General features: G+C 37.0%; 25 protein-coding genes and 2 pseudogenes. 14 read left to right on the forward strand and 13 right to left on the reverse strand.

The annotated features are described in order from the left end of the window. Positions 1-238: pseudogene (locus F6K18_RS32735) on the forward strand (bromoperoxidase); the annotation flags it as partial. An 862-nt stretch (positions 239-1,100) separates the two neighbouring features. On the opposite strand, the gene F6K18_RS32740 reads toward F6K18_RS32735, so the two are convergent. The 4 genes from F6K18_RS32740 to F6K18_RS32755 form a co-directional block, all read right to left on the reverse strand. Next, the gene (locus F6K18_RS32740; RefSeq protein WP_287527157.1) at positions 1,101-2,372 is read right to left on the reverse strand and encodes an aspartate aminotransferase family protein; all 1,272 of its coding nucleotides are present in this window, start codon (positions 2,370-2,372) and stop codon (positions 1,101-1,103) included. 862 nt (positions 2,373-3,234) lie between these two features. Continuing rightward, on the reverse strand, positions 3,235-3,708 hold the full coding sequence (locus tag F6K18_RS32745; protein WP_287527158.1) for a hypothetical protein: 474 nt from the start codon (positions 3,706-3,708) through the stop codon (positions 3,235-3,237). A 455-nt stretch (positions 3,709-4,163) separates the two neighbouring features. After that, positions 4,164-4,295, reverse strand: a complete 132-nt coding sequence (locus tag F6K18_RS32750) for a hypothetical protein (protein ID WP_275670459.1) — start codon at positions 4,293-4,295, stop codon at positions 4,164-4,166. Between the two features lie 51 nt (positions 4,296-4,346). After that, on the reverse strand, positions 4,347-4,814 hold the full coding sequence (locus F6K18_RS32755; RefSeq protein WP_124147407.1) for a hypothetical protein: 468 nt from the start codon (positions 4,812-4,814) through the stop codon (positions 4,347-4,349). 564 nt (positions 4,815-5,378) lie between these two features. Here F6K18_RS32755 and F6K18_RS32760 point away from each other — a divergent pair. From F6K18_RS32760 to F6K18_RS32770, 3 genes are all read left to right on the forward strand, one after another. Beyond that, the gene (locus tag F6K18_RS32760) at positions 5,379-5,771 is read left to right on the forward strand and encodes a DoxX family protein (protein ID WP_287278603.1); all 393 of its coding nucleotides are present in this window, start codon (positions 5,379-5,381) and stop codon (positions 5,769-5,771) included. 528 nt (positions 5,772-6,299) lie between these two features. Beyond that, complete coding sequence (locus F6K18_RS32765) at positions 6,300-7,148, forward strand: DUF3598 family protein (protein WP_287527159.1); 849 nt, start codon at positions 6,300-6,302, stop codon at positions 7,146-7,148. A 528-nt stretch (positions 7,149-7,676) separates the two neighbouring features. Beyond that, entirely contained in the window at positions 7,677-8,663 is a 987-nt protein-coding gene (locus F6K18_RS32770) for an alpha/beta hydrolase (protein ID WP_287527160.1), read from the forward strand. On the opposite strand, the pseudogene F6K18_RS32775 reads toward F6K18_RS32770, so the two are convergent. Beyond that, positions 8,637-8,771 (reverse strand): annotated as a pseudogene (locus F6K18_RS32775) (leucyl/phenylalanyl-tRNA--protein transferase); the annotation flags it as partial. The gene F6K18_RS32770 and the pseudogene F6K18_RS32775 overlap by 27 nt on opposite strands. A 149-nt stretch (positions 8,772-8,920) precedes the next feature. Then, positions 8,921-9,499 carry a leucyl/phenylalanyl-tRNA--protein transferase gene (aat, locus tag F6K18_RS32780; protein WP_124146598.1) on the reverse strand — a complete coding sequence of 193 codons (579 nt, stop codon included), beginning with the start codon at positions 9,497-9,499 and terminating at the stop codon, positions 8,921-8,923. 40 nt (positions 9,500-9,539) lie between these two features. Here aat and F6K18_RS32785 point away from each other — a divergent pair, with 40 nt between their 5' ends. Then, the gene (locus tag F6K18_RS32785) at positions 9,540-9,869 is read left to right on the forward strand and encodes a hypothetical protein (RefSeq protein ID WP_124146599.1); all 330 of its coding nucleotides are present in this window, start codon (positions 9,540-9,542) and stop codon (positions 9,867-9,869) included. A 313-nt stretch (positions 9,870-10,182) separates the two neighbouring features. Here the strand turns inward: F6K18_RS32785 and rpsN are convergent, their stop codons facing one another. From rpsN to F6K18_RS32810, 5 genes are all read right to left on the reverse strand, one after another. After that, positions 10,183-10,485, reverse strand: coding sequence for a 30S ribosomal protein S14 (gene rpsN, locus F6K18_RS32790; protein WP_124146600.1), 303 nt, complete (start codon positions 10,483-10,485; stop codon positions 10,183-10,185). Positions 10,486-11,143: 658 nt separating this feature from the next. Beyond that, a complete protein-coding gene (gene nth / locus F6K18_RS32795) occupies positions 11,144-11,812 on the reverse strand; it encodes an endonuclease III (RefSeq protein WP_287527161.1) in 669 nt (222 codons plus the stop codon). A gap of 477 nt (positions 11,813-12,289) precedes the next feature. Next, positions 12,290-13,387 (reverse strand): RIP metalloprotease RseP, encoded by a 1,098-nt coding sequence (rseP, locus tag F6K18_RS32800; protein ID WP_287527162.1) that lies wholly within the window; start codon positions 13,385-13,387, stop codon positions 12,290-12,292. Positions 13,388-14,323: 936 nt separating this feature from the next. Further along, entirely contained in the window at positions 14,324-14,935 is a 612-nt protein-coding gene (locus tag F6K18_RS32805; RefSeq protein ID WP_353735244.1) for a hypothetical protein, read from the reverse strand. 93 nt (positions 14,936-15,028) lie between these two features. Then, positions 15,029-15,379, reverse strand: a complete 351-nt coding sequence (locus tag F6K18_RS32810) for a hypothetical protein (RefSeq protein ID WP_287527163.1) — start codon at positions 15,377-15,379, stop codon at positions 15,029-15,031. A gap of 177 nt (positions 15,380-15,556) precedes the next feature. Here F6K18_RS32810 and F6K18_RS32815 point away from each other — a divergent pair, with 177 nt between their 5' ends. Next, positions 15,557-15,778: a hypothetical protein gene (locus F6K18_RS32815; RefSeq protein ID WP_287527164.1), complete on the forward strand. Its 222-nt coding sequence runs from the start codon at positions 15,557-15,559 to the stop codon at positions 15,776-15,778. Between the two features lie 322 nt (positions 15,779-16,100). Continuing rightward, positions 16,101-17,078 carry a pentapeptide repeat-containing protein gene (locus tag F6K18_RS32820; protein ID WP_287527165.1) on the forward strand — a complete coding sequence of 326 codons (978 nt, stop codon included), beginning with the start codon at positions 16,101-16,103 and terminating at the stop codon, positions 17,076-17,078. Positions 17,079-17,468: 390 nt separating this feature from the next. Here the strand turns inward: F6K18_RS32820 and F6K18_RS32825 are convergent, their stop codons facing one another. After that, positions 17,469-18,038 carry a VOC family protein gene (locus F6K18_RS32825; RefSeq protein ID WP_287527166.1) on the reverse strand — a complete coding sequence of 190 codons (570 nt, stop codon included), beginning with the start codon at positions 18,036-18,038 and terminating at the stop codon, positions 17,469-17,471. A 45-nt stretch (positions 18,039-18,083) separates the two neighbouring features. On the opposite strand from F6K18_RS32825, the gene F6K18_RS32830 reads away from it, so the two are divergent. The 7 genes from F6K18_RS32830 (at position 18,084) to F6K18_RS32860 (ending at position 24,105) form a co-directional block, all read left to right on the forward strand. Beyond that, positions 18,084-18,305 (forward strand): hypothetical protein, encoded by a 222-nt coding sequence (locus tag F6K18_RS32830; protein ID WP_287527167.1) that lies wholly within the window; start codon positions 18,084-18,086, stop codon positions 18,303-18,305. Positions 18,306-18,349: 44 nt separating this feature from the next. Continuing rightward, a complete protein-coding gene (locus F6K18_RS32835; protein WP_287527168.1) occupies positions 18,350-18,475 on the forward strand; it encodes a hypothetical protein in 126 nt (41 codons plus the stop codon). A 295-nt stretch (positions 18,476-18,770) separates the two neighbouring features. Further along, a complete protein-coding gene (locus F6K18_RS32840; protein ID WP_287527169.1) occupies positions 18,771-19,409 on the forward strand; it encodes a hypothetical protein in 639 nt (212 codons plus the stop codon). 166 nt (positions 19,410-19,575) lie between these two features. After that, complete coding sequence (locus F6K18_RS32845; protein WP_287527170.1) at positions 19,576-19,713, forward strand: hypothetical protein; 138 nt, start codon at positions 19,576-19,578, stop codon at positions 19,711-19,713. Between the two features lie 458 nt (positions 19,714-20,171). Next, complete coding sequence (locus F6K18_RS32850; protein WP_287527171.1) at positions 20,172-20,570, forward strand: response regulator; 399 nt, start codon at positions 20,172-20,174, stop codon at positions 20,568-20,570. 777 nt (positions 20,571-21,347) lie between these two features. After that, positions 21,348-23,066 carry an ABC-F family ATP-binding cassette domain-containing protein gene (locus F6K18_RS32855; RefSeq protein WP_287527173.1) on the forward strand — a complete coding sequence of 573 codons (1,719 nt, stop codon included), beginning with the start codon at positions 21,348-21,350 and terminating at the stop codon, positions 23,064-23,066. A 451-nt stretch (positions 23,067-23,517) separates the two neighbouring features. Next, complete coding sequence (locus F6K18_RS32860) at positions 23,518-24,105, forward strand: hypothetical protein (protein WP_287527174.1); 588 nt, start codon at positions 23,518-23,520, stop codon at positions 24,103-24,105. A gap of 542 nt (positions 24,106-24,647) precedes the next feature. On the opposite strand, the gene F6K18_RS32865 is transcribed toward F6K18_RS32860, so the two are convergent. Beyond that, positions 24,648-25,660 (reverse strand): HEAT repeat domain-containing protein (locus F6K18_RS32865; protein WP_287527175.1); only part of this gene is annotated, 1,013 nt, incomplete at its 5' end.

Raw genomic sequence — 25,660 nt, forward strand, 5'->3', positions numbered from 1 at the left:
TAATATTTCTGAGGCTCTCACTCTTGAAGGTGAACTGAATAAACTAGCCGCCAATATTTCCATTGGTCGAAACATGGCAGGAGTTCACTACTTCACCGACTATTACGATAGCGTTCGCATGGGCGAGGAAATTGCTATTGGTATTCTTGAAGAACAGGCATTGACTTATCCTACAGATCCCTTTGTCTTGTCTGTACCAACCTTTGATGGCGACGTTGTGAGAATTGGTCGGCGATAAACGTTGGGTATAGAGGTGAAAAGGTTACTCTTTGCTAGTATCCTGAGTTTGCTTTGAGAGAATTCAATCTTTCACCTATATTGCAGTTTGTGGGAGAAGAAAAACAAACCCGAGCGATCGCCCGAGTGCAGACAGCTTGTTTTGTCTTCGACAGGGGATGATACAAAATCCAGTTAAACAGTTGTAATTGCGATCAAAGGGAAGCGATCTTATACCACCCATGAGATTGCTTCTTTCCACTGTTCCAGTTACAATGATGACTGCAGTGACTAACTTACCCGGATTCTATATGAGAAATTGATGAAGCGATCGCTAACAATCCCAATTCGATTTTTTGAAAGTAGTCGATCCAGTAGGTTCCTCATCCAGTCCCAAAACTCTGTTACTTAAGGATAGATGACGAGAATCGTTGCTTCCCTAACTCTGCTAAGGTTCTACCATCAATATTGGCAAAAACCCCAAGTATGGTTTGGGTTTGCTGACCAAACCCCTACGGGGCATGAATTATACTGATATTATATCAAGTCCGGTTATTAAAAGTACCTTTTTCAAAATCCTCTATAACTATCTCCCCATCTCCATCTCCCCACCTTCTCACAAACTCTATACCCATTTGGTATCTCCACAAAGGTGAGGGTTTTTGGCAAAGGAGTCAGGAGATTGAGAAATAAAATATGGGAAAAAAGTTGAAATTTGCCCCACACTCCCCACACTTCCAATCTATAGATCCCAAATGGGTTCTATAGAATTAGTCAGGAAAGAACAATGATTCTATACTAGAAATATGTAGGGACGCTCCATAAAACATCCCTACTTCGTTTTCGGCAGAAATTTTTGGATAACTGTACAACCTGATTTGATTCTACTTAACTAAAGTTGCGATCGCTCTTGCCAAGGCATCCACAGCTATAGTAACTTCGGCAGCAGTTACAATAAGTGGAGGCACAAAACGCAATACTTTCGGACCAGCAGGTACGATTAATAAACCCTCATTCATGGCAGCTTTGACTAGATCGATAGAAGTCAACTCCACATCTGCCTTCAACTCCATACCATTAATTAAACCCCAACCGCGCACTTCGTTAAATAGACCGGGATATTTAGTGGCAATAGCATTTAACCCTACTCGCAACTGTTCCCCCCTCTGCTGTACATTTGTCAACAAATTTTCCTGTTCCAAAGTTTGACAAACAGCGAGCGCTACCGAACAAACAAAAGGGTTTCCACCAAAAGTGCTAGCATGACTACCAGGTTCAAAAACATCACAGTGAGATTTGCATAACATTGCTCCAATGGGAATACCTCCACCTAGTCCCTTAGCGGAAGTAAAAATATCTGGTTCAATGCCCAGATTTTCATATCCCCAAAGTTTGCCACTACGACCCATCCCTACTTGTACTTCATCTAATATTAAGAGAATGCCTTTCTCGTCGCAAATTTCCCTAATTCTCTGAAAGTAAGCCGCATCACCAGGGCGAACACCACCTTCTCCCTGGAGTGCTTCTAGCATAATAGCTGCAACTTGTCGTTTGTCTTTGTCTAATTCGGCGATTGCGCTTTCTATCGCAGCAATATCATTGTAGGGCACATAATAAAATCCTGGCATTAAGGGGCTAAAACCTTTATGATACTTTGGTTGCCCTGTTGCGGTAATAGTTGCTAGAGTTCGTCCGTGGAAACTAGCATGGGCAGTCAAAATTATCGGATTTTCTATATCTAATTTTTCATGAGCATATTTGCGAGCTAATTTTATTGCTCCTTCATTAGCTTCTGCTCCAGAGTTACAGAAAAATGCTTTGTCAGCACAGGAATGCTCTGTCAACCACTGTGCTAATTCTCCCTGAACTGGGATATAGTATAGGTTAGATACATGATGTAGTCGTTGAATTTGTTGCGATACTGTTGCCATCATTACGGGGTGAGCGTGACCGAGGGTGCAGGTAGCAATTCCGGCAACAAAATCTAGATATTCTTTTCCTTCGGTATCCCAAACACGACAACCTTCACCCCGTTCAAGAGCAATGGGGAAACGCCCGTAAGTGTTCATTACATAAGCGTTGAAGTTGTCAGCACTAAATGTTGTATATCCGCCTGTTGTTCCTAAAGATTGCTTTACTATTGTTTCAGGAGTCATAAATCATAATCCTCATAATCCTCAAAATCAACCTCAATTTTAATTTAATTTTAAAATAACATATAGAATTTGTAGGTTTTTTTTAATTTATATAGCAGAATAAAGAAGGAAGAAGGAAGAAGGAAAAATCTGGCGTTGTCTGAGTTTTAAGCTTTTGATATGTCCGCGCCCTTTGCTTCGACTGCTATAATATTTTCAGGACTTACGCGAACTATTGAATCATGCAGCATCTGTAGGATTAAACGGCCGTTTGCCCCTATTAGGTATGGTGGTTATGCGTCAGTCCTGATTTTCTCTAAAGTTTTTCGCTATATCAATTTTTATTGCTTTTACCTTGTTTTTTTAGATTCTTTTAAACTTTCTTTTTTGATGTGGGGGAGTAGGGGAGTAGGGGGAGTAGCAAACAACAGTAAGTTTTTTTCACCACCTAAAAACTATCGCCTATCACCTTACCGAATAATTAAGGTTTAATACCAAATCTCAAAAGTCTTGCTACATCTCCTTGAGAGTAGGGAGTAGAGAGTAGGGTAAAAAGAGATAAGATATCTTGGTTTAATGCTGATAATCGTTACAAACATGATTCAACCATTATTATTACTTAATAACTGAAGTCCCATGGGAAGTATGGCTTATTTTTGGGAATTGGTATAAAGCCTCTCCTTTAAAGGAGAAAAAGCGGTCGTTAGCGGAGCTTCCCGAAGGGTGGGATGGCGAGGAAACCTCGCCATATCCAATCGACCAAGAGAAGAAAAAAAATTACCTTTTGCGTCAATCCTATCCGTTTTCAAGGAGAGGTAATAATTAATAATTAATTATTAATTATTAATTATTAATTATTAATCGTTGAACAGCTACCACCTTCTTATTTCCTAACCTTTAATCCTGTCATAGTTTCAAGTTCTTGTCTGAATAATAAAGCAGATCGACTAGGGATATCAACCAAGGTAACGCTTTCATTCTTTTGTGCATCCAAATAAACAATTGCTATTTGAACCCTAGCTTGTTTATCTATAGCACTAATTATTCCACCGACAGGAGAAAGAATACCTTTAGCAATACTTTTTCTGACTTGAGTTTTCGCATAATCTCCTGTAGAAAGTTCTGTAATTTGTTCTTTCTTTAAAGTAAAATTAGCATCTTGATATTCTTCTTTATCAAATTCTATATCCAGGCGCTTACCCGAAATATCTACGTTGACTTCGCATTGATTTAACTCCCCATTATTATTATTTAAACAATGAGCGCCATGAGTTCTAGCTAAGGCAATCTTAGCTGGAATAAATAATGAAGCAACAGAGACAATAGTAATTAATTGTTTTTGCATAATTTTAGCCATTTTAATTAATAAAAGTCAGGAGTCAGGAGGAAGAAAGAAGGAAGTTTTTGGCGTTGCATAGTGACGAATGATTTTAGATTTTTGATGAACAGGATTTTGGATTAATCAATTGCTAGAATGATTGATATTAGGTTTTTTTAGTCAAAGTCTAAACTAATTTTTGGCAATATCATTCCATAATGTGCAACCCCAAGTTTTTTATCACGCTATTAAACGGACATGATATTAGTTATATAGGAGAGAAGGAATAAATGGATACTGAAAAGTTGCCCCTCCCAGTCTACAAACCCCAAAAAGCTTGTAGAAACTATTGAGGCGGTGGAGTATTACAACAGATTTCACCATGGCGTGAGGTACATCCTTCGCAGGCAAGATGCCCGCACTATCAACATCTTAACGTTAATATTTGTACTTCATATACAACCGAATCTGCTGTAAACCCATGAAGAAAAAGGTTAGTGGTGCATTGTAATGGTATAGTTGCCACTGGGAGCATCTTGCTCCCGTTCTAATGATTTTTGCCATGATATAGCCAGTGAGAGCATTTTATACCATTTCTGAATAATAATGCTATATTTGATTACCATCTCCCTACTCCCCTACTCAAGGAAACATAGAAAAGTTTTTGAGGTTTGGTATTATTCAGAACTACGAATCTGTAAACCAGTCAAAATTTCTAAATCTTTCATTAGAGGTTCGCTTTGTTTTGTAGGAATATCAATCATAGTGACATTTTTATTGTTTTGATAATCCACATATTCAATAGCTAACTGAGTCCTGTCCTGTTTAGCAAACATACCAACTAAAGCTCCCAACGGACCGAGAATTAAACTGGCACCAATAGTTTCTTTGGCTCTTTTTTTAGCATATTCACCAGTTGAAATTTCAGTAATTTGATTACCTCTCAACTTCATATTAACATCTTGAAATTTTTCAGATTTAAAATTCATTTCCAGGCTGTTATTTCGGTCTGAGATAATAACTCTACACTTTTTCATTTCACCACTAATAATATTCAGGCAGTGAGCGCCATGTTCTCCAGCTAAAGCCTGGTTGTTACTCCAAACAACTGTAGCAATAGATATCAAAATAGCAATTTTTTTCATACTCTTAATGTAGTGAATTAATACTTAATCAGATTGACTAAAGCTTTTTATATATTAGCTCTAATAAACCTACACTATATTATATTATCTAGAGAATTAGTGTTGGATAATTAACATTATCAAGGATAAAAAAAATCTATAGTGCTACGCGCTAGGGAATAGGGAACAGGGAACTGTAAAAGGGTTTTAGGATTGAAAAATGTCCTAACCAATTCTTGTAATGCTATAAAGTTGATATCGATAAAATTATGGCCAATTTCATTAGTATCCCCAGATACTTTTTCCTTCTTGCTTTTTCAAATAACAATCCTAATATCAAGTCTCATTAATTAGCCATAATAAAAATGTTTTCTCTGATAAATTTCTCCCTATTCCCTATTCCCTATTCCCTAAATTTTGTATTGTGGGTATTCAAAGAGACATGATATAAATCATTCCTAATATTGCTGCGATGTTTCCAATTTCCTATTCCTGATATATTGTATGAAGTTTTACAAAAATCAATATCAATGTGGGAAATATCAAATAAAATAGTAAACGAAAAAATATACTAGCCAAAGCAACATGAATAATTTACAACAGTGGACTTCACTCTTAGGCAGAATATTCCTCTCTGCAGTTTTTATCAAATCAAGTATTGGTAAAATTTTCGATCCAGCAAGTACTCAACAATATATGGCATCTGCTGGAATTCCTGGTTGGCTTTTATTTCCGACAATTGCTGTTTTATTAATAGGTGGATTATCTGTTTTAGTTGGTTATAAAGCCCGTTATGGCGCACTTTTATTAATAGGATTTTTAATTCCAAGTACTCTGATTTTCCACAATCTTTTTGCAGATCCTTCCCAGGAAATTGCTTTTATGAAAAACCTTGGATTAATAGGAGGATTGTTAATAGTTTATTCTTTTGGACCAGGTTCAATTAGTTTTGATGGGAAAAATATTAATTATGATTAAATAAGGCAGAAGAGAAAATTACTTATGGATAGTATCCGACACGCCACTTCGTTTCTTATAACCCCAAACAATTTTAAGCACTCCTGTTGACGGTGAGGTATTAAACCCGCTACAGAAAAAATAATACTAAATTTATTTAGGAAAAAAGTCAAAAATAAACTTAATAATTTCCTAGATTTATACAAAAATATAGTATATATAGTTTTTTTCAAAACCAGTATGGAAATTGCTATATCAAAAGTTTAAAATTTGTAAGAATTTCCTGCGGAATGCTGCGCAAACAGCTATTAGCTCTCATTAGAGGGTTTAAATGAATATAGACTGTTTCAAGCTTTGAGGCGTAAGTATAAATTCTGGCTCAATTAGTAAAGTTTTTATCTAAAACTAAAAGCAATAGCTGATGGCTGATAGCTGACGGCTGAATACTTATTAAAATTCAGACAAAATAATATTTTCCCTTCTTCCTTCTTCCTTCTTATTTCTTCCTTCTTCCTTCTTCTATAAATATCAATAAATTTGTTAGAAAATATGAAAACACAGTGGGAAAACTTTTTACAAAATCTTGGTGAATGGCATGGTTCATTTACTAAAATTTCTGCTCAAGGAGATATAGTTGAAGATACACCTAGTATTCTGATTTTAGAAAGTTTGGATGATCAGAATAAAACAGTCCGTCTCACTCTTCGTCGCTTTACTTCTTCAGGGGATAATTCTCAGCCAAAAGTTAATGAATTAGTCAGAGAATATCAAACCTTTGGCAAAGATACTATGTTTTTTGAAGATGGTGCTTTTTCTCAAGGTTCAATTCAAATATCACCAATTTCAGTTAATGGTGCTGAGTTTAGTTTTATTAATCAAAATCGTCGTCTTCGTTTAGTAGAATTATTTAACCAGGATGGAAGTTTCAAAACATTAACTTTAATTCGAGAAAAACGAGCAGGTACAAATGCTTTAGAAAATCCGATTCTCACAGTAGATGCTTTATTAGGGAAATGGCATGGAGAAGGTATTACTATTTATTCCGATTTGCGGACACCGGATGTTTATCCAACTCAAATGGAGTTAAAGATTGAAAATACAGGTCGCTTATTTCAGCAAATTACTTTTGGCAATACTAATCAGAAAACAATTACTTCTACTGCGAGAATTGAAGGTTCTATTTTACACTTCGACCAAGGTTCTCAACCTGTAAAAGTCTTACTTCTTCCTGATGGTGCTTCTGCTACTTTGCCGATCAAAGTTGAGTTGAGAAAACCTGTATTTTTTGAAGCTGGTTGGTTAATTAAACCTGACCTTCGTCAACGACTTATTCGTACCTATAATGAGAAAGGAGAATGGGTTAGTTTAACCTTAGTTAATGAACATAAAATTAATTAAAATTACTTTTAGCAAGACCTAAGTAACCTGGAAGAAGGAAGAAGGAAAAAGTGGATGGGGACAGTTAACGAACTGGCACTTCGTGTCTACAAACCCCAAGTAATTGTAAATATCGTGTATAAGGTGGGGTATTAAACTCAAAAGAAAAAGATAATTTTAGAATATATTTTGTTGAAGAAGCAAGAATAAATTTAGTTATCTAGGAGAAAAGGAAGAAAGAAAAAAGTGAATGGGGATACTGAAAAGTTGCAGCTCCGCATCTATAAACTTCAACTAATTGTATAAATTATGTAGAAAATGAGGAATTATACCAAATTCAAAAAAGGCAGTTACATCTTAATTTGTGATTTATTCCTAAAAGAAAAAATTATAAGTTCCATAAATTATAAAATTTCCACCTTTTTTACTCTTTAATATTTATGTTTTTCTTTCTCTGTTCCCTGTTCCCTGTTCCCTGTGTCCTCACGCTTTGCAATATTTTATGAAATTGGTATTAAACCAAAAAAGCTATTAACAGAATGTAGAAAAATGTCATTATCTCTCAAAATTATTCTGCTAGTTGCTACAACAATTTATCAAGCGATCGCCTGTCATTTGGAAAATCAAAAACCACCTCCGGGAAAACTATTTGATGTTGGTGGTTATCGTCTAAATTTATATGTTGTAGGAGAAGCTAGTCCAACCATTATTCTCGACCACAGTTTAGGTGGAATAGAAGGATATTTCCTAGTAGAAAAACTGGCAAAGTTAGGGCGAGTATGTATTTACGACAGAGCTGGATATGGATGGAGCGAACATAGCCCCCATCCTCGAACTAGCAGTCAAATTGTCACAGAATTAGATACCTTACTTAACCAAGCAAAAATTCAGCCACCTTACATTTTAGTAGGAAATTCTTTTGGTAGTTACAATGTCAGATTATATGCTCATCGCTTCCCAGAAAAAGTTATTGGCATGGTACTTATAGATGGACTATATGAAACAGAAATGCTGAAAATGCCTATCCAATTACAAGCTTTGAAGCTATTATTTATTTCCGGCTTTGTTATGTCTATTTTAGGCTCAATATTAGGAATTATTCAGCTATTAAGAAAATGTGGAATATTTGAATTGATTAAACCTGAATTACGACAATTTTCTCAAGAGTCGAGAAATCATGTAAAACATTCTTTTTGTCGCTCTAAACACTGGATTACAATGAGTCGAGAAATACTAAATCTAAATAATAGTGGAAATCAGGTTATTATTGCTAATCAGTTTGCTTCGATGCCAGTAGTTAGTATCAAAGCTAATTCTTTTTTTCACCCTTCTTGGTGGACTTTTTTAATTCCTCTAAAATCAGCCAACAAATTACGAGAGCAAATGCACAAAAAATTGTGTAATCTATCAACAAATTGTGTTCAAATTCAAGCTAATAAAAGTAGCCATTTTGTATGGATAGACGAACCCAGTCTAATTGTAGATGGTGTCAAAATTTTACTAGACAAACTAAATCAAACTACATCCACGACTTAACGCCAATTTCAAAAGTGATTTATACTTTTTATCGCTAATAGTATAAGCTCTAAATCTTTCCAAGTGGGGGTTATTCATCTGAGCATCAAAAAAAACAAACTGTCGCTTTAGAGTAGTCATCAGGGGAGACTTGAGACCTTATTTCTTGATCAACCAAAATAATTACTTTCTCAGCCCCCTCGCAATGACAGTCATAGGTTGAGAGCGAGTTGAAGACTTAGTTTATAAATCAGTATCTAATAACTGAGTGCTAATTACTATAGATTACATCGACGACTTAACGCCAATTTCAAAAGTGCTTTATACTTTTTATCGCTAATAGTATAAGCTCCAAATCTTTCCAAGTGGGGGTTATTCATCTGAGCATCAAAAAAAACAAACTGTCGCTCCCTGAGTCGCTCCACCAACTTTACCATCGCCACCTTCGACCCTTCAGGAATATTGAAAAACATTGACTCCCCAATAAAACCCCCACCAATCACAATTCCTAAAATCCCCCCAGCAAGTTCATCTCCTTGCCAAGTCTCAAAACTATAAGCATACCCCGCTTGATTCAAAGCTTTGTAAATCTGCTTGAGTTCCCCAGATATCCAAGTTGTTTCTCGATCTGCACAACCTTCAACTACAGCCTCAAAATCCTGATTAACACCAACAGTAAAACGATTTTGATTAATGATACGACGTAGTGACCGTGGATAGCGAAATCTTTCATCCAAAGGAATCAAAGCTCGTTTCCGACTACCATACCACTTTAAACTATTCTCTCCATCATTCGCCATGAGGAAATAGCCCTGAGCATATCCTTGTATGATGGAGTTAATATCATATTCTATCATGGAATTACCATTAACAATTTATAATAGAAAATTTAAGATTATGCCTGAACCAATAAAACCAATTACTTTACCCACAGCAGAAAACCCCGAACAGGAAGGGGAATGGTTGCGAGCTTCCTTACACAAATGGCTCAATCAAGAGTTTATCCCGGAAAAAGTTAATGAGGACATTGCTAAAAGAGCGGCCCAAATATTTATTCGCCACCGTATGGAAGGAGAAAATGATTTAGGCTCATTGGTAATTGCTATTGTGACAGAAATGCAAGCCTTTGATTTTTCCCAGAGTTTTTATGGAGAGTTCGCGATCGCCAATGCTGTTAGTGACTTACTATTAGATAGTCTGGGAATAGAACGCTGTTGTGGACAATAAAAGATTTTAATATTCCCAGTTCTTACTTTTTTAGGGGGGGTTTTGGCATAATGGGCGCTTGTTTTCCCATCTTTTATATCATGTCTTGATAATAGCGATGTGGAAAAAACTTGTCCTCTTGCTTCAACAGCAAATCTTTCTATTTTCCCTACTCCCCTACTCCCCTACTCCCCTACTATCCTACTTATCTTAATAATAAGTATTCAACTGGACATGATCTTACAGGTGGACAAACTGATTTGTTTAACCCACCCCTAAATAAGAGATATAAGACTTTCAGCTAACCTGAAAGCTCAGTGTAGATAGCTATAAACTACCAACTAGACTTAACAACTCCTGGTAGAAGACCTTCGTGAGCCATTTCTCGGATAACGTTACGAGATAGTCCAAAATCCCGATAATAACCTCTTGGGCGTCCAGTTAACCAACAACGGTTTCGCACGCGAGAAGGGGCACTATTACGAGGTAATCTCTGGATTTGACGATGGATTTCTATTTTATCTTCTAAATCTTCTGCTTCTTCAAATTGCAGTTTAAGCTCTGCACGTTTAGCAGCATATTTTTCTACTAATTTTTTGCGTTTTTTCTCACGCTCGATCATGCTCTTTTTTGCCATGATTAGTTTCTTTAATTGCTCCAAATAATCGGTATCTTTAATTTTAAGGTATTAACCCAATCTCTAATAATACCATAGATTTTTCAGGTGTGGTGAGATAGGGTGATGGGGTGATGGGGAGCTAGGGGGCGTTGCACAGTGGCGAATGATTTGAGATTTTTGATTGAATTTGATTTTGGATTTGATAATTGCTAGAACAATTAATATTAGGTTTTTTTAGTCAAAGTCTAAACCTCTTTTTGGCAGTATCATTCCATAATGTGCAACCCCGAGCTAGGGAGCTAGGGAGCTAGGGTGATAGAGTGAGTCCCCATCACTCCTAACCCGTCCCAGGAAGGGAATATCAAGAAAAATTTAGCAATGGCGCATCGGTTAGAACATTTTTTTATACCGAACCCGAGCGGATTTGATATTATATCAAGTTCACTTCAATACTTAATAAATAATGACGGAGGAGTCAGGAGTTAGGAGAGGAGAAGAAAGTTTTGTATGACGCTATTCAACTGATACAGTATTATATTAAAGTCTGCTTGAACAATCTCACTTCAATTTAGTAGTTAGTAGTCAGTAGAGGATGTTAAACCCTTAAACGTTTAGTATTGCTAGAAATTTTACTACTTCCTACTCCCTACTCACTACTCCCTATTACCTCTATACCTCAAGTCGGTTTCTGCAATTCTGCGGTCGAAGGACATAATTCAGCCAATAAACATTTATCGCAGGCTGGATTTTTGGCCTTACAAACTGCCCGGCCATGATAAATTAATCGGATTGACCAATTTTCCCAATCAGGTTGAGGTAGTAACCGCATTAAATCTCGCTCTATTTTAATTGGATCGGAATGTTCTGTTAAACCCAATCTTTGACTTAACCGTTTAACATGAGTATCTACTGTTACCCCTACAATAATTCCATAGGCATGAGCTAAAACAACATTAGCTGTTTTCCTTGCTACTCCTGGTAGTTGTAACATTTGTTCCATCTGCTTTGGCACTTGGTAGTTGAACTTTTCAACAATCGTTTGGCAAGTAGCCTTAATATTTTTGGCTTTATTACGATAAAATCCTGTGGAGCGCACTAGGTTTTCTAATTCTTCAAGATCTGCATTTGCTAGTGCTACAGCATCCGGGAATTTTTCAAATAAGGCAGGTGTAACTTTATTAACTCGTTCATCTGTACATTGAGCAGAAAGGATAGTTGCCACAAGTAACTGTACTGGGGTTTGATAACTCAGGGTACAGGTGGCATCTGGATAAAGACGTTTGAGACGAAGGAGTATTTCGAGCGATCGCTTTCGCTTCGCTGAAAATTTACGAGTTGTCACCATTATTGGGAAGGAAGATGGAAGAAGAAAGAGACAGAAAGGAAAGAATAATTTATACCATAAGGAAGAAGGAAGAGGCAAGAGTAAGGAAGGAAAGTAAAATCAACCACTTTTTCCATCTATGTCTTTACTTATTTTACTCAAGAACTTAATTTTCGAAAGAAAAAAAGGACAGGACTGACGCATGAGGCACTAAAAAGTAGCATTTGAGATTGCTTTCCGTCCCGGAATGCTCCGCAAACCCTGTCGGTCGCAATGACAGAAATACCTTCTCATGCGTAAGTCCTAAAGGAAAAACGAACCTATCGTTCATGCCTACTTATACTATGTCCGTTAAATAGTGCGATAGAACTCCGTTCCGCTTACGCGATGAACAAAAACTTTCTTCTCCTTTTTCCTTCTGTTTTTCTCCTGACTCCTAAGGACTGACTCCTGAGGACTGACTCCTCCTAAATATTCAACCGGACATGATACTATCTTTTACCTTTGCAGTAATGATCGCACTCCCTCCAGATTAGCAGTATCTCTAATAATTAAGAAAATTCCTAAACCTAACAATACTACTAAACCTGTCTGCATCACATTTTCCTGAATATTCATAGGTAAGGGTTTACCTCTTACTCCCTCTATTAGTAAAAATGCTAACTGACCGCCGTCTAAAGCTGGTAAAGGTAAAATATTAATCACTGCTAAGTTAATGCTAATCAATGCTGCAAATTGAAATAATTCCCCCACATTATCTTCAGCAATTTTGGCCCCCATATCTACAATGGCCACAGGTCCGGCAAGTTGCCCTGCTGTCTGACTAAAGTTACTAATGAGTTGTCCAAAACCTTGAACTGTTAAAACTACAATCCTTTGAAATTCGTTAGCACCGACGCTAAAAGCTGCAAAAATGTTGTCTGGGCGATGTCGCACTATGTCTCCATTGGAAATTAGTTGTACTCCAATACGACCTTTGCCATCATCTCCTAGGTCTGGTGTAACTTCAACAAATAGCTGTTGTCCGTCACGCTCAAGTTCCATCTCCAAGGGTTTATTTGGACTATTTTGAATTGTTTCTACTAGGGTAGTAATAGCTTCTTTGTCCGGGCCTAATTGCCGGTAGTTAACGGATAAAATAATATCATTTGCTTTAATACCTGCTTTAGTAGCGGCAGAACTAACATCTGTAGCAACTGCTGGAACTTTTACTCCGGGAGCATAGTTAAATTCTGGTATGCCAATGATACTCACTTGACTAACTAATAGAAAATAAGCAAATATCAGGTTGGCAATTACTCCCGCACTGAGAACGATCGCTCGGTCGAGGATAGGGCGGTTGCGTAATAGGTCTGGGTCATCTTTGGGAATTGTACTATCGGGGTCATTATCGGGAAAACCCACAAAACCGCCAAATAGAAAGCTGCGGATAGCATATTCTGTTTCTGGCCCTTGATATTTCCATAATACCGGGCCAAATAAACCGATGGAAAAACGATTAACGTGGATTTTTTGGAGTCGAGCTGCTAGAAAATGGCCTAACTCGTGAACTACAATGAGTGCGCCTAAAACTGCGATCGCTAACAATACGGACATTAGTTATTCCTGTTAAGTTTCCAATTATATAAAGTTAAACCTTTATTATAGAACCTTTAGGCATCTCCAGAAAAGAGGGAGTAGGGAGTAGGGGGAAAGAATTGATGAATAGGAGTGCCATAATTGATTTGATTTTTGATTATTGGAGATGTCTATTTATGTACTTACAGTAGTTTTGGAGTTGATAAGGTACAAAGTTTTAGGAGTTTAGGGAATAGAGATTAATATTAAACTTTACCTCACGGTTCCTCAAAAGTGCTGTAAATATAGGTAGATGATGAATATGGGGGCAAATTTTCACCTTTTTCCCCTATTCTATTTCTCGAGTTCCTGAGTTCAGAGTCCTGCTCCTTTGCCAAAAACTCCTACCTTTGTCAAGATACCAAATGGGTGCATCTCATATTTGCAAAAATACTTTTTTCCTATATATTCCCTATTCCCTATTCCCTATTGCCTATTGCCTTTCGGAGCTGTTGCCTAAAAGCGATAAATTTTTGGCTTTATTCTTGCATTGAGATGCACCCTACCAAATGGCTTATATAAATGAATTTATCTTGGTTTTTGCTCTGGCTATTTTTATTATACTTTCAATACTCAGCACTCTACTTTCTTCTAGACTATTCGACTAAATGCGTCTTAAGTTGACTAACTAAATTTCTGGCGTTGCACAGCGACGAATGATTTGAGATTTTTGATTGAATTGGATTGTGGATTAATCAATTGCTAGAATGATTAATATTAGATTTTTTTAGTCAAAGTCTAAACTAATTTTTGGCAATATCATTCCATAATGTGCAACCCCAAATTTCTTTTAATTTAACGCTGTTCTCTAGTAGATAAAGAAGTGCAGCCAGAGTAGGATTTTTTCAGTAGAGCAAAAAAGTCTTCCTGACACTTGTCTTTTCTACATTATTCGATATTATCTCTGATTTTTCCCTATCCCGAAATAGCTAATGTTTTTAATTGAGAAGAATCGTTAATTCTTTCACTAACAATTACATAAGTAACATCTAAAGCTTTTGCTAAATTTTCTACTAAAGCTGGAAAAAATTCTTCCCCTGTAACAGAAGAAGTCGCAACAACAATATTTTGTAATATCTGTTCTGCCTGTTGACGTTCTACTATTTGATGTTGTAATTCTCGATTAACTTCTTCTAGTTGTTCCGGTGTTTTTAAAGCAAGAAATTGAGGCAAAAGTGTCGCCATTTGTAAAGCTGTATAACAAGAAACTAAAGCAGTTAATGCTTGTTCCACACGGGAAAACCAGTAAGCGGGATGCCACAATGTCCAGACTTCTAATAAATGACCAAACTCACATAAAATAATGAATGCTCCAAATAAAATAAATACTCCTAAAAATGGAACTTCATTTTTACGTTTACAGAGAAAATACAGCAACATTGTTGGTATAGAAAAATAGGCGATCGCTATTAGTAGATCGCTCAGAAGGTGGAGCCATGCTAATGAAGTTTGCCATAAATAACAACTACCGTGAGGCATATATTGAGTTGGAGAAAAAACTGTTTTTAATAGTTCCCATATTTTCATTTTTACGATCTTAATTATGATTACTATGGAGGAGTAATTTCAGTTATCAGTTATCAGTTATCAGTACCTCATAAAAGAGCGTAAGTCTGCAAATTACTTTTCTAGAAACAGTAGATAACTAACCGGAGCTTGAGTCAACAATGTTTGACCATCCACTACCACATCGGCGCGGGCAGTGCAGTTTGTCCAATCTTTAGTTACCGTCACATCAAACAACTTGGTTAATACCTCGGAGGTTTTGCGGATAATCTCTTCTGCTTTAACCTCCACCTTTTTCAACTCTGGTGGGAGTTGTTCTCCCTCCTCATCTTTGGGGTGATAGGTTCGAGAAATACCGGAAAGTAAAGCGGGTTTCTGTAAAGCTTTTTGAGCTTCTGCTAGTTCCTGCACTGACCGACTTTTGATTCCTTTTTCAATCGCAATAATTTGATTTAATCGTGCCATCTGAGTCCTTATGCTTTGTATCACTTGTAATATGCTGTAATTTATGACAACTGTCTACCAGAATTTATTGCCAGATTTTTCTCTTTTCCTCCTTCCTTTCTTCCTTCTTCCTTCTTTCTTCTTCCCTCTTCCTTCTTCTATAAGCTAAAATAAACTTTGTAGAGTTCAAGTAAAGCAATGAGTTTAGAGAAAGATTTATTAAAGAAATATTTAAGACCTATGAAAGAAAAAGATTTATTTAAAACTTTGAAAAAAACCGCAAAAAAAGCTTCTAAGACGAATATTTCCGTAGTCAAAAACTCAGATGACTATCGTTTAAATAAAAAAGCAGAAAAAAAGATAATTTTATCTAATATAAAGTCAGCAAAGTGGTTACAATCGCTAATAGTAAGAAAATAATTTTACCTTTTTTAAGTTTGACAGCAACTGCTAATTTTTCTTGATTTTCAGTCAATAAAAGTAGAGAAGGGAACAGGGAATAGGGAATAGGGAATAGGGAATAGGGAAAATTTTATCAGATAAAACATTTTTGCCCTTACCTAATTAATGATACTTGATATTAAAAACTGATATGAAGGAAGCATTTGCCATGACTATATTTGACATATAAAAATCAAGCTTAAAACTCGGAAAAAACTAGATTTTTTTCCTCTTCCCCTCTATCTTTTCCTTTTCGCTTCTACCTTTTCCTCTTATATTCTTCCTTCTTCCCTCTTACTCGATGATGAGCAATAATCCTAATCAAATTTATTTCAACACGGGTTTAGCTAATAAATTAACATTAGACACTGAAGATGTTAAACAATTGCTGTTAGCCAATAACATCGCTCCATTATCTGCAGCAATAAAAGCGCAAAAAATTAGCCTAGACTTAATAATTAAGGCATTACAAGATAATTCACAAGAAATACAATGGAGAGCTTATACTATTTTGCAGGAAATAGAAGAACCTCCAGTTATACAGGCATTATCAGAATATCAATGGGAAGCAGCTAGACTTTTAGAATTATATGTAAATGGTAATAGAAAATTTATGAGAGCTAATCTGTGTGATGCAGAATTAACAGATGTTGATTTGAGTCGGATTGATTTAAGTTCAGCTAACCTCAAAAATTCTAATTTAAGAAATACAAATTTCAGCTATGCTAATTTGCAAAATGCTAATCTAACAGAAGCTTATTTAAGCTGTTGTAATTTCAGTCATGCTTGTTTGCAAAGAGTTGATTTTACTCATGCTTTTATGTGGGGAGCTAATCTCAGTAATGTTGACTTAAATGGAATGTATTTAGTAAATATAAACTTCAGTCATGTTAATTTACAAAATGCCAACTTAAGTCGAACTAATTTAAGTTATGCTAACTTGAAAGGTGTTGATTGTTACCATGCAAATTTGAGAACAACTATTCTCAAAAATGCTAATCTAAGTAACATTAATTTGACAAGGGTAAATTTACAGGAAGCTGACCTGAAAAACGCTAATTTAAGTGGTGCTAATCTTCAAGAAGCTGACCTGAAAAACGCTAATTTGAAATATGCAGAATTATGGGATGCTAATTTGAGTAGAGCTAATTTTTTTGGTGCTGACCTGAGTAATGCTAATCTAGAATCTGCAAATCTTCAGGATGCTAATTTAGAAAATACTAACCTTGAGAATACTAATCTGAAAAATGCTAATTTAGAGGGCTGTAAATTACCGTAGATGGGAGATGGGGAGATGGGGAGATGGGTGCATTACACTTTGCTAAGGCACCATTTATTATCTGCTGATTGTTAGTCTCAAAAAGTAGTAGATCGACACAACTAAAACGGTGCGTTACAACGGATTGTTAAATCTCTTTCATAGTCTGAATTTAAGCCGTCTAAAGCACCCTACAATTTTCTTAACCTCTAGAAAGCAGAATCCCACCCAAAGCTAGGGCGGGATTTTTAGTAACTCTGCACTTAAGCAACCTGCCAATGCTGGTCAGTCAGGATTTCATACTGCCACCAGTCCATAGCTAAGAAGGAGGTTGTTTATAGCGTTTTTCAGATAGATGAGATACAGCTAACCGCATACAAGCAAATGCTTACAGCTATTCTTGGCAACCATTTACTGGCAGAACTCTTCGATTATCGCACGACATTCAGCTGCGATATCGGATTCTTCCTCCGGATAATTTGCATCTAAGATACCCCAGTTCTCCTGACGATAAGCCAACTCATTTCCACTTAGGTCATTGAAGGAAGCTAGACATACGCCCTGGCCAGCGTATTCGCTTGATGTGATAGGGAAACCGAAGGCATTAAGATTTTCACAAGCAGAAGCGAGATCGGGCACAATCACTGACGTAACATACCTTTCTTCAGGGCTTCCGAACTGGTTGCTGAGCCCTATGCTTGCTTGTGCTTGAGGGTCCACAGAATTGTAGAACTCTGTCCAATAGGGGCCGTCAAAATTAAAAATACAGGTCATCCCCAGAAGGTCCCCATAAAATTCCTTGCTAGCCTCGAAATCTACTACGTTGACCCTGGTCACTACCCCAGAGGTGCGAGGTCCAGAGGGCAGGTATTGACAATCATAGGCTGCAGCTGGGGAGGTTGTCCCGGGAATGCTTAAGAAAGCAACTGATATCGCTAAAGCGATCGCCAGAGTTTGAAAGAACTTAATCGCGGTTTTCATTGAATTTCCCGTATATACAAGGGTTGATAATCCCACTAACACCTCATGGACAATAGTCGGATTCCCATCGACTCGAAGGCAGGAACAGGTAACGAGCTTTTAGCTCGAACCCACCCTCGAGGCCGTGGTTTGAGGAACACGACCCAAGACCATATTAAGCCCCCGAGCATTGCGAGACTCAGAACCGACAGGGACTATACTTCACGAATTCAACTATTGGCCCATAGGGTAGGGTCTGTGTCATCATCGGAAGTTAAGCAAAAATAGCTTCCTAGTATATAGGACGCTTCAAGATTATATTTTATGACTTTATGACAAAAAAAAATTTTTTTGACTTACGCGAGTCTTCGGCTCTAACCCTATATTTATTAGGAGATGGGGGGATGGGGAGATGGGGAGATGGGGAGATGGGGAGATGGGAAAAAAAAGACACCTAGTGTCGCTACGCGGAAGTTAAAAGTCAGTAGGGGCGAATGGCTATTCCCCCCTACAAAAGTCAATCATTTTTGATTTGTAATTGTTTTAGGATTTTGTAACTGGTCAGTTATTTCCGCTGTCCTGCACTAGAAACAAAAATCTATTGCACAGTTTTAGATGTGTCAGTCCACTACTATTTGATTTACTGACTCCTGACTCCTGACTCCTGACTCCTGACTCCTACTTCCTCCATGTATTTGTTGTCATATAATGACTACGGTTAATATTTTTCCACAGTACACGGAGATTTAAGTCTTGGGTATAGAACTGCGCAGCTATGTATACATAGATAATTTGCAACCTCAACACGCCGCTTATATCGGTACAGTGGCCCTTGGCTTCTTGCCTCTACCTGGGGATACCTCTCTGTGGGTGGAGATTTCACCAGGTATTGAAATTAACCGGATTACTGATGTGGCCCTCAAGTCTAATTCTGTTCGGCCTGGGGTACAGTTTGTGGAACGACTTTATGGTTTGCTAGAAATTCATTCCAGTCGTCAGGGAGATACTAAAGCTGCTGGAAAGGCTATTTTACAAGCTTTGGGAGTGGAGGAACGCGATCGCCTCAAACCTCGTATTGTCTCTAGTCAGGTGATCCGGAATATTGATTCCCACCAAGCACAATTAATTAATCGTAACCGTCGAGGCCAAATGCTTTTGGGTGGACAAACTCTCTATGTATTGGAGGTGCAACCTGCTGCTTATGCCGCTTTAGCTGCTAATGAAGCGGAGAAAGCTGCTCTCATTAATATTTTGCAAATTCAGGCGGTGGGTAGTTTTGGACGGCTTTATTTGGGCGGAGAAGAACGAGATATTTTGGCAGGTTCTCGAGCAGCTTTAGAGGCCATGCAAAATGTTTCTGGTCGGGAACATTCTGAGAAAGCTCAAGAATAAAAGAAGGAAGAAGGCATCCCCCCTACCCCCCAGGGCTAATTCATTGTCGTCAGAGAATATTTATATGGATATAAAATACAAAAAATTGTGCAAATATTAAGAATCTCCCTATCTCCCCATCAATTTTTCTCTAGTGACAATAAATTGACCCTGCCCCTACCCCCCTTTGAAAGCTATTCCTGTTGAAGAAGGAGACAGGAGACAGGAGACAGGAGACAGGAGGAAAATTACATGGGGATTCGCTCCCCCAAGTAATTTTGAACACCGTGTAGACGGTGGGGTATTAAACCCACAAAGAAAATGATAAGGAACTCCTGAAAATCTTGTGGCGAGAAGGGAGAAGGGAGAAATCGTCAATTTAGCTAGGCAAAACTACTTAACCTATCTAAATAAATGTGCTTTTAAATACATTTTTTCTGAGGAAAAAGCCTTTTGAGGGCTAACACATAATTTGTCTATTTTGTCAAGTTTGATGTTAAGGAAAATGTTTATAAAGCATAGCTTTGAAAGGGGGGACCGAAGTTGGAAAAATCTGGCGTTATCTGACCGTATAAAATCTAGTTTTATGTATAAAAAAACATTTAGTGACTCTCTCTAGTCAAGTGTTTCTCGGAGTCATCAGGTAAACTTGTTGTTCTTCTTTCTGTGCCCTACAAATATGAGAGTTGCTATATGATAATTATGCATGAGTACTTAAAAATTTGTACATAACCAATTTTGTTAAAACTTGTTCCTTAGATAGAAATTGCTATAAATTTAACAATGTCAGAAAAACTTAAATTAATGGTTGTTGACGATGAACCTAATAATTTGGATTTACTATATCGGACTTTTAGACATGAATTTAAAGTTATTAAGGCAGAAAGTGCTACTGTAGCGATGGAAATTATCGAAGCTGAAGGGGAAATGGCTATTATTATTTCTGACCAAAGTATGCCAGATATGACAGGTATTCAATTTCTTAGAAAAACAAAAAATAGCTTTCCTGATACTATTCGTATTTTGTTAAGTGGTTATGCTGAAGAACAAATAAATTGTGATGTTAATGACATAAAGCAGGCTGATATTTTTAAATGTGTAGCTAAACCTTGTGCTCTTCCAGAACTGAAAGTTGTCATTCAAGAATCTGTGGAATTATATAAGGCGAAGAAGGGTTTTTAACTAAGTCAGAAGTCAGAAGTCAGAAGTTATTTTTGTAACGGAGATGGATGAGCAAAACTCCAAAAATATTTCGCCAATCAAGGTGGGGGTTGCGCGACCAAATTATTTTGATAACTAAGAAAGAATAAAATACTTGAAGTTTGTCAAAAGAATATAGCAATTATATTCTGATTGTCTAGAAGATATAATAGTTTTGAATTTTGTTAAAAGTAGAAAATAATATAATTTTTGACAATAGGAAATTAGCCATGAAAGTGGTTAAGATTTCAATAAATTGTTGATTATTGCCAATTAGGTAAGTTATAGCGTTTCCCAAGGTCGTGAGGTACAGTTATCTTTTTGTCTTTTTATTCCCTGTTCCCTGTTCCCTGTTCCCTGTTCCCTGTTCCCTCAAGCCTCAAATTTTGTACCTCACCAGTATGAGAATTGCTATATATGTATTTTGTTTTTCTAGTTTTGATGATTAACTTATTTTTAATTCAATTGATATAGATTTTAAAAGAGGAATAAGAAACGAAAAAACAGGTAATTAAAATATTCTCAAAATACTGATAACTGAATTGATGTATAAAATATAATTAAAAATTGTTAAGCTTAAGCATTATCTATAGCAGTGGAAGGAAAGGTTAGGACATATAAAAAGCTTAAAACTCAGATAACGCAAGATTTTTCCTTCCTCCTTACTTCCCTCTTCCTTCTGCTATAAGAGCCAATATTAATGATTTGGCCATGAAAAACATAACTTGCTCTTAACCTAAACTTGGAGACTAATTATAAATGCTGAGATTAGAACATATAAGTAAAATTTATCCTACAGGTGTTGTTCTTAAAGATGTTAACTGGGAAGTTAAACCAGGCGATCGTATTGGGTTAGTGGGTGTAAATGGGGCAGGAAAATCTACTCAATTAAAAATTATTACTGGAGAAATAGAACCTTCTTCTGGAGAAATTATTCGTCCTGCTAGTTTAGAAATTGCTTACTTAAATCAAGAATTTGAAGTAGACCCTAACCGTACTGTGAGAGAAGAATTTTGGAGGGTATTTAAGGAGGCAAATGAAATCCATGAATCTCTACAAAAAGTACAGCGAGAAATGGAAACTTCTAGTCCAGAAGAGTTGGATGAATTGATACATAAATTAGACCGTTTACAACGACAATTTGAGGGTTTAAATGGTTATGGACTAGATGCAGAAATTGAGAAAATTTTGCCAGAAATGGGATTTGAACCGGAAGATGGCGATCGCTTGGTTAGTGCTTTTAGTGGTGGTTGGCAAATGCGTATGAGTTTGGGTAAAATTCTCTTACAAAATCCAGATATATTATTATTGGACGAACCTACTAACCACTTAGATTTAGAAACTATTGAATGGTTGGAGGATTATTTGAAAAAATTAACTACTCCTATGGTGATAGTTTCTCATGACCGAGAATTTATTGACCGTCTTTCGACTCAAATTGTGGAAACAGAACGAGGAGTTTCTAATACTTATTTGGGTAATTATTCGGCTTATTTACAACAAAAGTTAGAAAATCAAGCGGCACAACTGAGCACTTATGAACGACAACAAAAAGAAATAGAAAAACAACAAGCTTTTGTGGAACGTTTTCGGGCTAGTGCTACTCGGAGTACTCAGGCAAAAAGTAGAGAAAAACAGTTAGAAAAAGTAGAACTTGTAGAGGCACCTGTAGCAGGATTAAGAAGTTTAAGTTTCCGTTTTCCTCCAGCACCCCGTAGTGGTAGAGAGGTAGTAACAATTCAAGATTTAGTTCATACTTATGGGGAGAAAATTTTATTTTTAGGAGCAAATTTAGAGATAGAAAGAGGCGACCGGATTGCTTTTTTGGGGCCGAATGGTTGTGGTAAATCTACTATTTTGCGGATGATTATGGGAATGGAAGAACCTACAGAAGGTACTGTTAAATTAGGTAATCATAATGTTATTCCTAGTTATTTTGAGCAAAATCAAGCGGAAGCTTTAGACCTCACAAAAAATGTGATGGAAACTATCCATGATGAGGTGCCGGAGTGGAAAAATGAAGAGGTAAGAACTTTACTTGGTAATTTCTTATTTAGTGGTGAGACGGTATTTAAAAAAGTAGCTGCTTTGAGTGGGGGTGAAAAGGCACGTTTGGCTTTAGCAAAAATGTTACTTAAACCTGGTAATTTTATGTTACTTGATGAGCCAACAAATCATTTGGATATTCCAGCCAAGGAAATGTTGGAAGAGGCGTTGAAAAATTATGATGGAACTGTGGTTATTGTTTCTCACGACCGTTATTTTATTTCTCAAGTGGCAAATAAAATTGTGGAAATTCGTGATGGTGATTTTCATGTTTATTTAGGAAATTATCATTATTATTTAGATAAGATTGAGGAGGAAAAAGAGGCAGAAAGGGTGGCAAAGATTATGGCTGAAAAAGCTGCTAAGAAAGCTGAGAAAGCTGCGAAGAAGAAACAGAAGGATAAGGAGAAAGCTGCGGCTAAACGTAAGTAAGAGGAGTGGCTCACACGGATTATGGCACGGATACACGGATACGGAGGGGAGTGGGGAGTAGGGGGGTAGGGGGGTAGAGGCAAACGGCCCGCCCCTAAAGATTTCACCCTTGATATTACTTCTTGCTTCTTCTGTAAAGGAATATACAGCAAATTCCACATTAATAAGGTATACTGCAAAGCGCTCAAAATGCCCGCACTACAAACATCTAACTGTTAATCTCTGTACCTCTTATGCGAGGAATCTGCTGTAAATAATCAAACTTCTTGCTTCTTCTGAAATGGCTATTAGCTAGCATTCCGCAGGATAAACAACAGAATATTGAGGGTCAAAATTTTTCCCTCTTCCTTCTTCCTTCTTCCCGATTTTTACTTCTTCTCTCTTCCTTCTTCCCGATTTTTACTTCTTCCCTCTTCCTTCTTCCTTCTTCCTTCTTCCTTCTTTTTTAATTATGTCTATTCTTATTCACTTTGAAAATATAATTTTGTTGACCTACCTCACAATATCTATGGGTGGGAAACAACCTATTGTGAGACCATCAAATTATCAAATTAATCCAGTAACAAGTCAGTTATTGACACAAAATTCTCAACCAGTCGCGGCAGAATTAACAGAGATTTTACCGAAAATCAAACAACAAACTAAAGTGCCAATTTTACTTCCGAGTCAATTATTAATTACAGGCACAGATAATCAAATTTATGTTGATGGGAAAGGTACAAATAATAGTTATGAAATAACTTTAGCTTTTGAAAAAGATTGTACTGCTAATGCTTGCTCCATTGGTTATATCAGTGGAGAAAAAGGAGGCAAACCTTTAGATGATGAATTTAGTCGAGAATTGAGTTTAGTACAAGACATTAAAGGATATTTTAGACCTTTAACTTGTGGAGCATCTTGTGCGCCTCCAATTATTGGGTGGGAATATCAAGGAGTATTCTATCGTATTTCCTTAAAAGGCGTTGGTCAAAGTCCAGAAATTGAGGGGGATACTTTGAAAAAAATGGCTAACTCTGCCATTGAAGCAGGAGCAAGGTGATATTTTTGTAGGGGAGTGAGGGAGTAGGGGAGTAGGGGAGTGGGGGAGTAGGAAAGAAATCGAAATACATCCTCTTTCTTTTACTTTTAATTAGACCTGAGGTAATCATAGCTAACATCATTATGTAATCTGTTCCCATTGATATTTGGATAAAAATACCGTAGGTTGGGTTGGGTTGTCGCTTAACCCAACAAATATAAAAGAAAATAAATCGGGACTTACCCATGAGGTACGAAAAACTAGGATTTGATATCAAATCCGTTGAATTGCACATAAAAAAAATCTTCAATCGTCATAACTACGGTCATCTTTGTAATTCTTTCTCCTCCTGACTCCTGACTCGGTCCTCCTGAGTCCTAAACAGTTAACCTATCTATAACTGTTTACAGCGCTTTTCAAATTGATGAACCACATCTTCACAAGCAAAATCCTGTAGGGACGTTCCATGGAACGTCCTTACTGTGGTCTACCCAAATGAAAACCGCTGTAACCGGATTTGATATGAGATTGCTTCCCTATCGGTCGCAATGACTGAAAGTGGACTAATTCTCTAATTGTCGCAATTTCTCTTTTGCCCACTTCCGCAGTTTTTCGTCTGGGTCATTTTCTGCTCTGTCTTGTAATAGTGGGAGGGTTTGTGGATGGTCCGGATATTGTTTGACTATTGCTTCTAGCGCTATTTGTCGAGGGTTGGTTTGAAATTCATGTTCGCGTTGAAAGGGGTCATTGAGGGCGACGTGATTAAACAATTCTAAAATTCCCGGTTGATTTTTCCAACCAGTAACTATTTGTCGCACTGCTTCACCTCGTACTTGCCAATTCTCATCAGACTCTACCCTTTGTTTGAGTAATTCTAAAATTCCCGGTTGATTTTTCCAACCAGTAGCTATTTGTTTTACCGCTTCACATCGCACATCCGAATCTTGATCAGACTCTACCCTTTGTTTGAGTAATTCTAAAATTCCTGACTCATGTTTCCAACCAGTAGCTATTTGTCGCACTGCTTCACCTCGTACTTGCCAATTCTCATCAGACTCTACCCTTTGTTTGAGTAATTCTAAAATTCCCGGTTGATTTTTCCAACCAGTAGCTATTTGTTTTACCGCTTCACATCGCACATCCGAATCTTGATCAGACTCTACCCTTTGTTTGAGTAATTCTAAAATTCCTGACTCATGTTTCCAACCAGTAGCTATTTGTTTTACCGCTTCCCGTCGTACTTGCCAATTCTCATTAGACTTTACCCATTGTTTGAGTAATTCTAAAATTCCTGACTCATGTTTCCAACCAGTAGCTATTTGTCGCACTGCTTCCTGTCGCACATCCGAATCTTGATCAGACACTACCCATTGTTTGAGTAATTCTAAAATTCCTGACTCATGTTTCCAACCAGTAGCTATTTGTTTTACCGCTTCACCTCGTACTTGCCAATTCTCATTAGACTCTACCCATTGTTTGAGTAATTCTAAAATTCCCGGTTGATGTTTCCAACCAGTAGCTATTTGTCGCACTGCTTCACATCGCACATCGGAATCTTCATTAGACTCTACCCATT

This window comes from Okeania sp. SIO2C2, from assembly GCF_010692625.1.
Lineage (GTDB): Bacteria > Cyanobacteriota > Cyanobacteriia > Cyanobacteriales > Microcoleaceae > Okeania > Okeania hirsuta.

Excerpts from the sequence above, each read along its gene's own strand:
- F6K18_RS32750 (WP_275670459.1), bottom strand. The coding sequence starts at position 4,295 with ATGGTAATCAAATATAGCATTATTATTCAGAAATGGTATAAAATGCTC.
- F6K18_RS32835 (WP_287527168.1), top strand. The coding sequence starts at position 18,350 with ATGACAAAAAAAAATTTTTTTGACTTACGCGAGTCTTCGGCTCTAACC.
- rpsN (WP_124146600.1), bottom strand. The coding sequence starts at position 10,485 with ATGGCAAAAAAGAGCATGATCGAGCGTGAGAAAAAACGCAAAAAATTA.
- F6K18_RS32760 (WP_287278603.1), top strand. The coding sequence starts at position 5,379 with ATGAATAATTTACAACAGTGGACTTCACTCTTAGGCAGAATATTCCTC.
- F6K18_RS32810 (WP_287527163.1), bottom strand. The coding sequence starts at position 15,379 with ATGGCACGATTAAATCAAATTATTGCGATTGAAAAAGGAATCAAAAGT.
- F6K18_RS32755 (WP_124147407.1), bottom strand. The coding sequence starts at position 4,814 with ATGAAAAAAATTGCTATTTTGATATCTATTGCTACAGTTGTTTGGAGT.
- F6K18_RS32805 (WP_353735244.1), bottom strand. The coding sequence starts at position 14,935 with ATGAAAATATGGGAACTATTAAAAACAGTTTTTTCTCCAACTCAATAT.
- F6K18_RS32815 (WP_287527164.1), top strand. The coding sequence starts at position 15,557 with ATGAGTTTAGAGAAAGATTTATTAAAGAAATATTTAAGACCTATGAAA.
- aat (WP_124146598.1), bottom strand. The coding sequence starts at position 9,499 with ATGATAGAATATGATATTAACTCCATCATACAAGGATATGCTCAGGGC.
- rseP (WP_287527162.1), bottom strand. The coding sequence starts at position 13,387 with ATGTCCGTATTGTTAGCGATCGCAGTTTTAGGCGCACTCATTGTAGTT.
- F6K18_RS32860 (WP_287527174.1), top strand. The coding sequence starts at position 23,518 with ATGTCTATTCTTATTCACTTTGAAAATATAATTTTGTTGACCTACCTC.
- F6K18_RS32765 (WP_287527159.1), top strand. The coding sequence starts at position 6,300 with ATGAAAACACAGTGGGAAAACTTTTTACAAAATCTTGGTGAATGGCAT.
- F6K18_RS32825 (WP_287527166.1), bottom strand. The coding sequence starts at position 18,038 with ATGAAAACCGCGATTAAGTTCTTTCAAACTCTGGCGATCGCTTTAGCG.
- F6K18_RS32785 (WP_124146599.1), top strand. The coding sequence starts at position 9,540 with ATGCCTGAACCAATAAAACCAATTACTTTACCCACAGCAGAAAACCCC.
- F6K18_RS32830 (WP_287527167.1), top strand. The coding sequence starts at position 18,084 with ATGGACAATAGTCGGATTCCCATCGACTCGAAGGCAGGAACAGGTAAC.
- F6K18_RS32745 (WP_287527158.1), bottom strand. The coding sequence starts at position 3,708 with ATGGCTAAAATTATGCAAAAACAATTAATTACTATTGTCTCTGTTGCT.
- F6K18_RS32850 (WP_287527171.1), top strand. The coding sequence starts at position 20,172 with ATGTCAGAAAAACTTAAATTAATGGTTGTTGACGATGAACCTAATAAT.
- F6K18_RS32740 (WP_287527157.1), bottom strand. The coding sequence starts at position 2,372 with ATGACTCCTGAAACAATAGTAAAGCAATCTTTAGGAACAACAGGCGGA.
- nth (WP_287527161.1), bottom strand. The coding sequence starts at position 11,812 with ATGGTGACAACTCGTAAATTTTCAGCGAAGCGAAAGCGATCGCTCGAA.
- F6K18_RS32770 (WP_287527160.1), top strand. The coding sequence starts at position 7,677 with ATGTCATTATCTCTCAAAATTATTCTGCTAGTTGCTACAACAATTTAT.
- F6K18_RS32855 (WP_287527173.1), top strand. The coding sequence starts at position 21,348 with ATGCTGAGATTAGAACATATAAGTAAAATTTATCCTACAGGTGTTGTT.
- F6K18_RS32820 (WP_287527165.1), top strand. The coding sequence starts at position 16,101 with ATGATGAGCAATAATCCTAATCAAATTTATTTCAACACGGGTTTAGCT.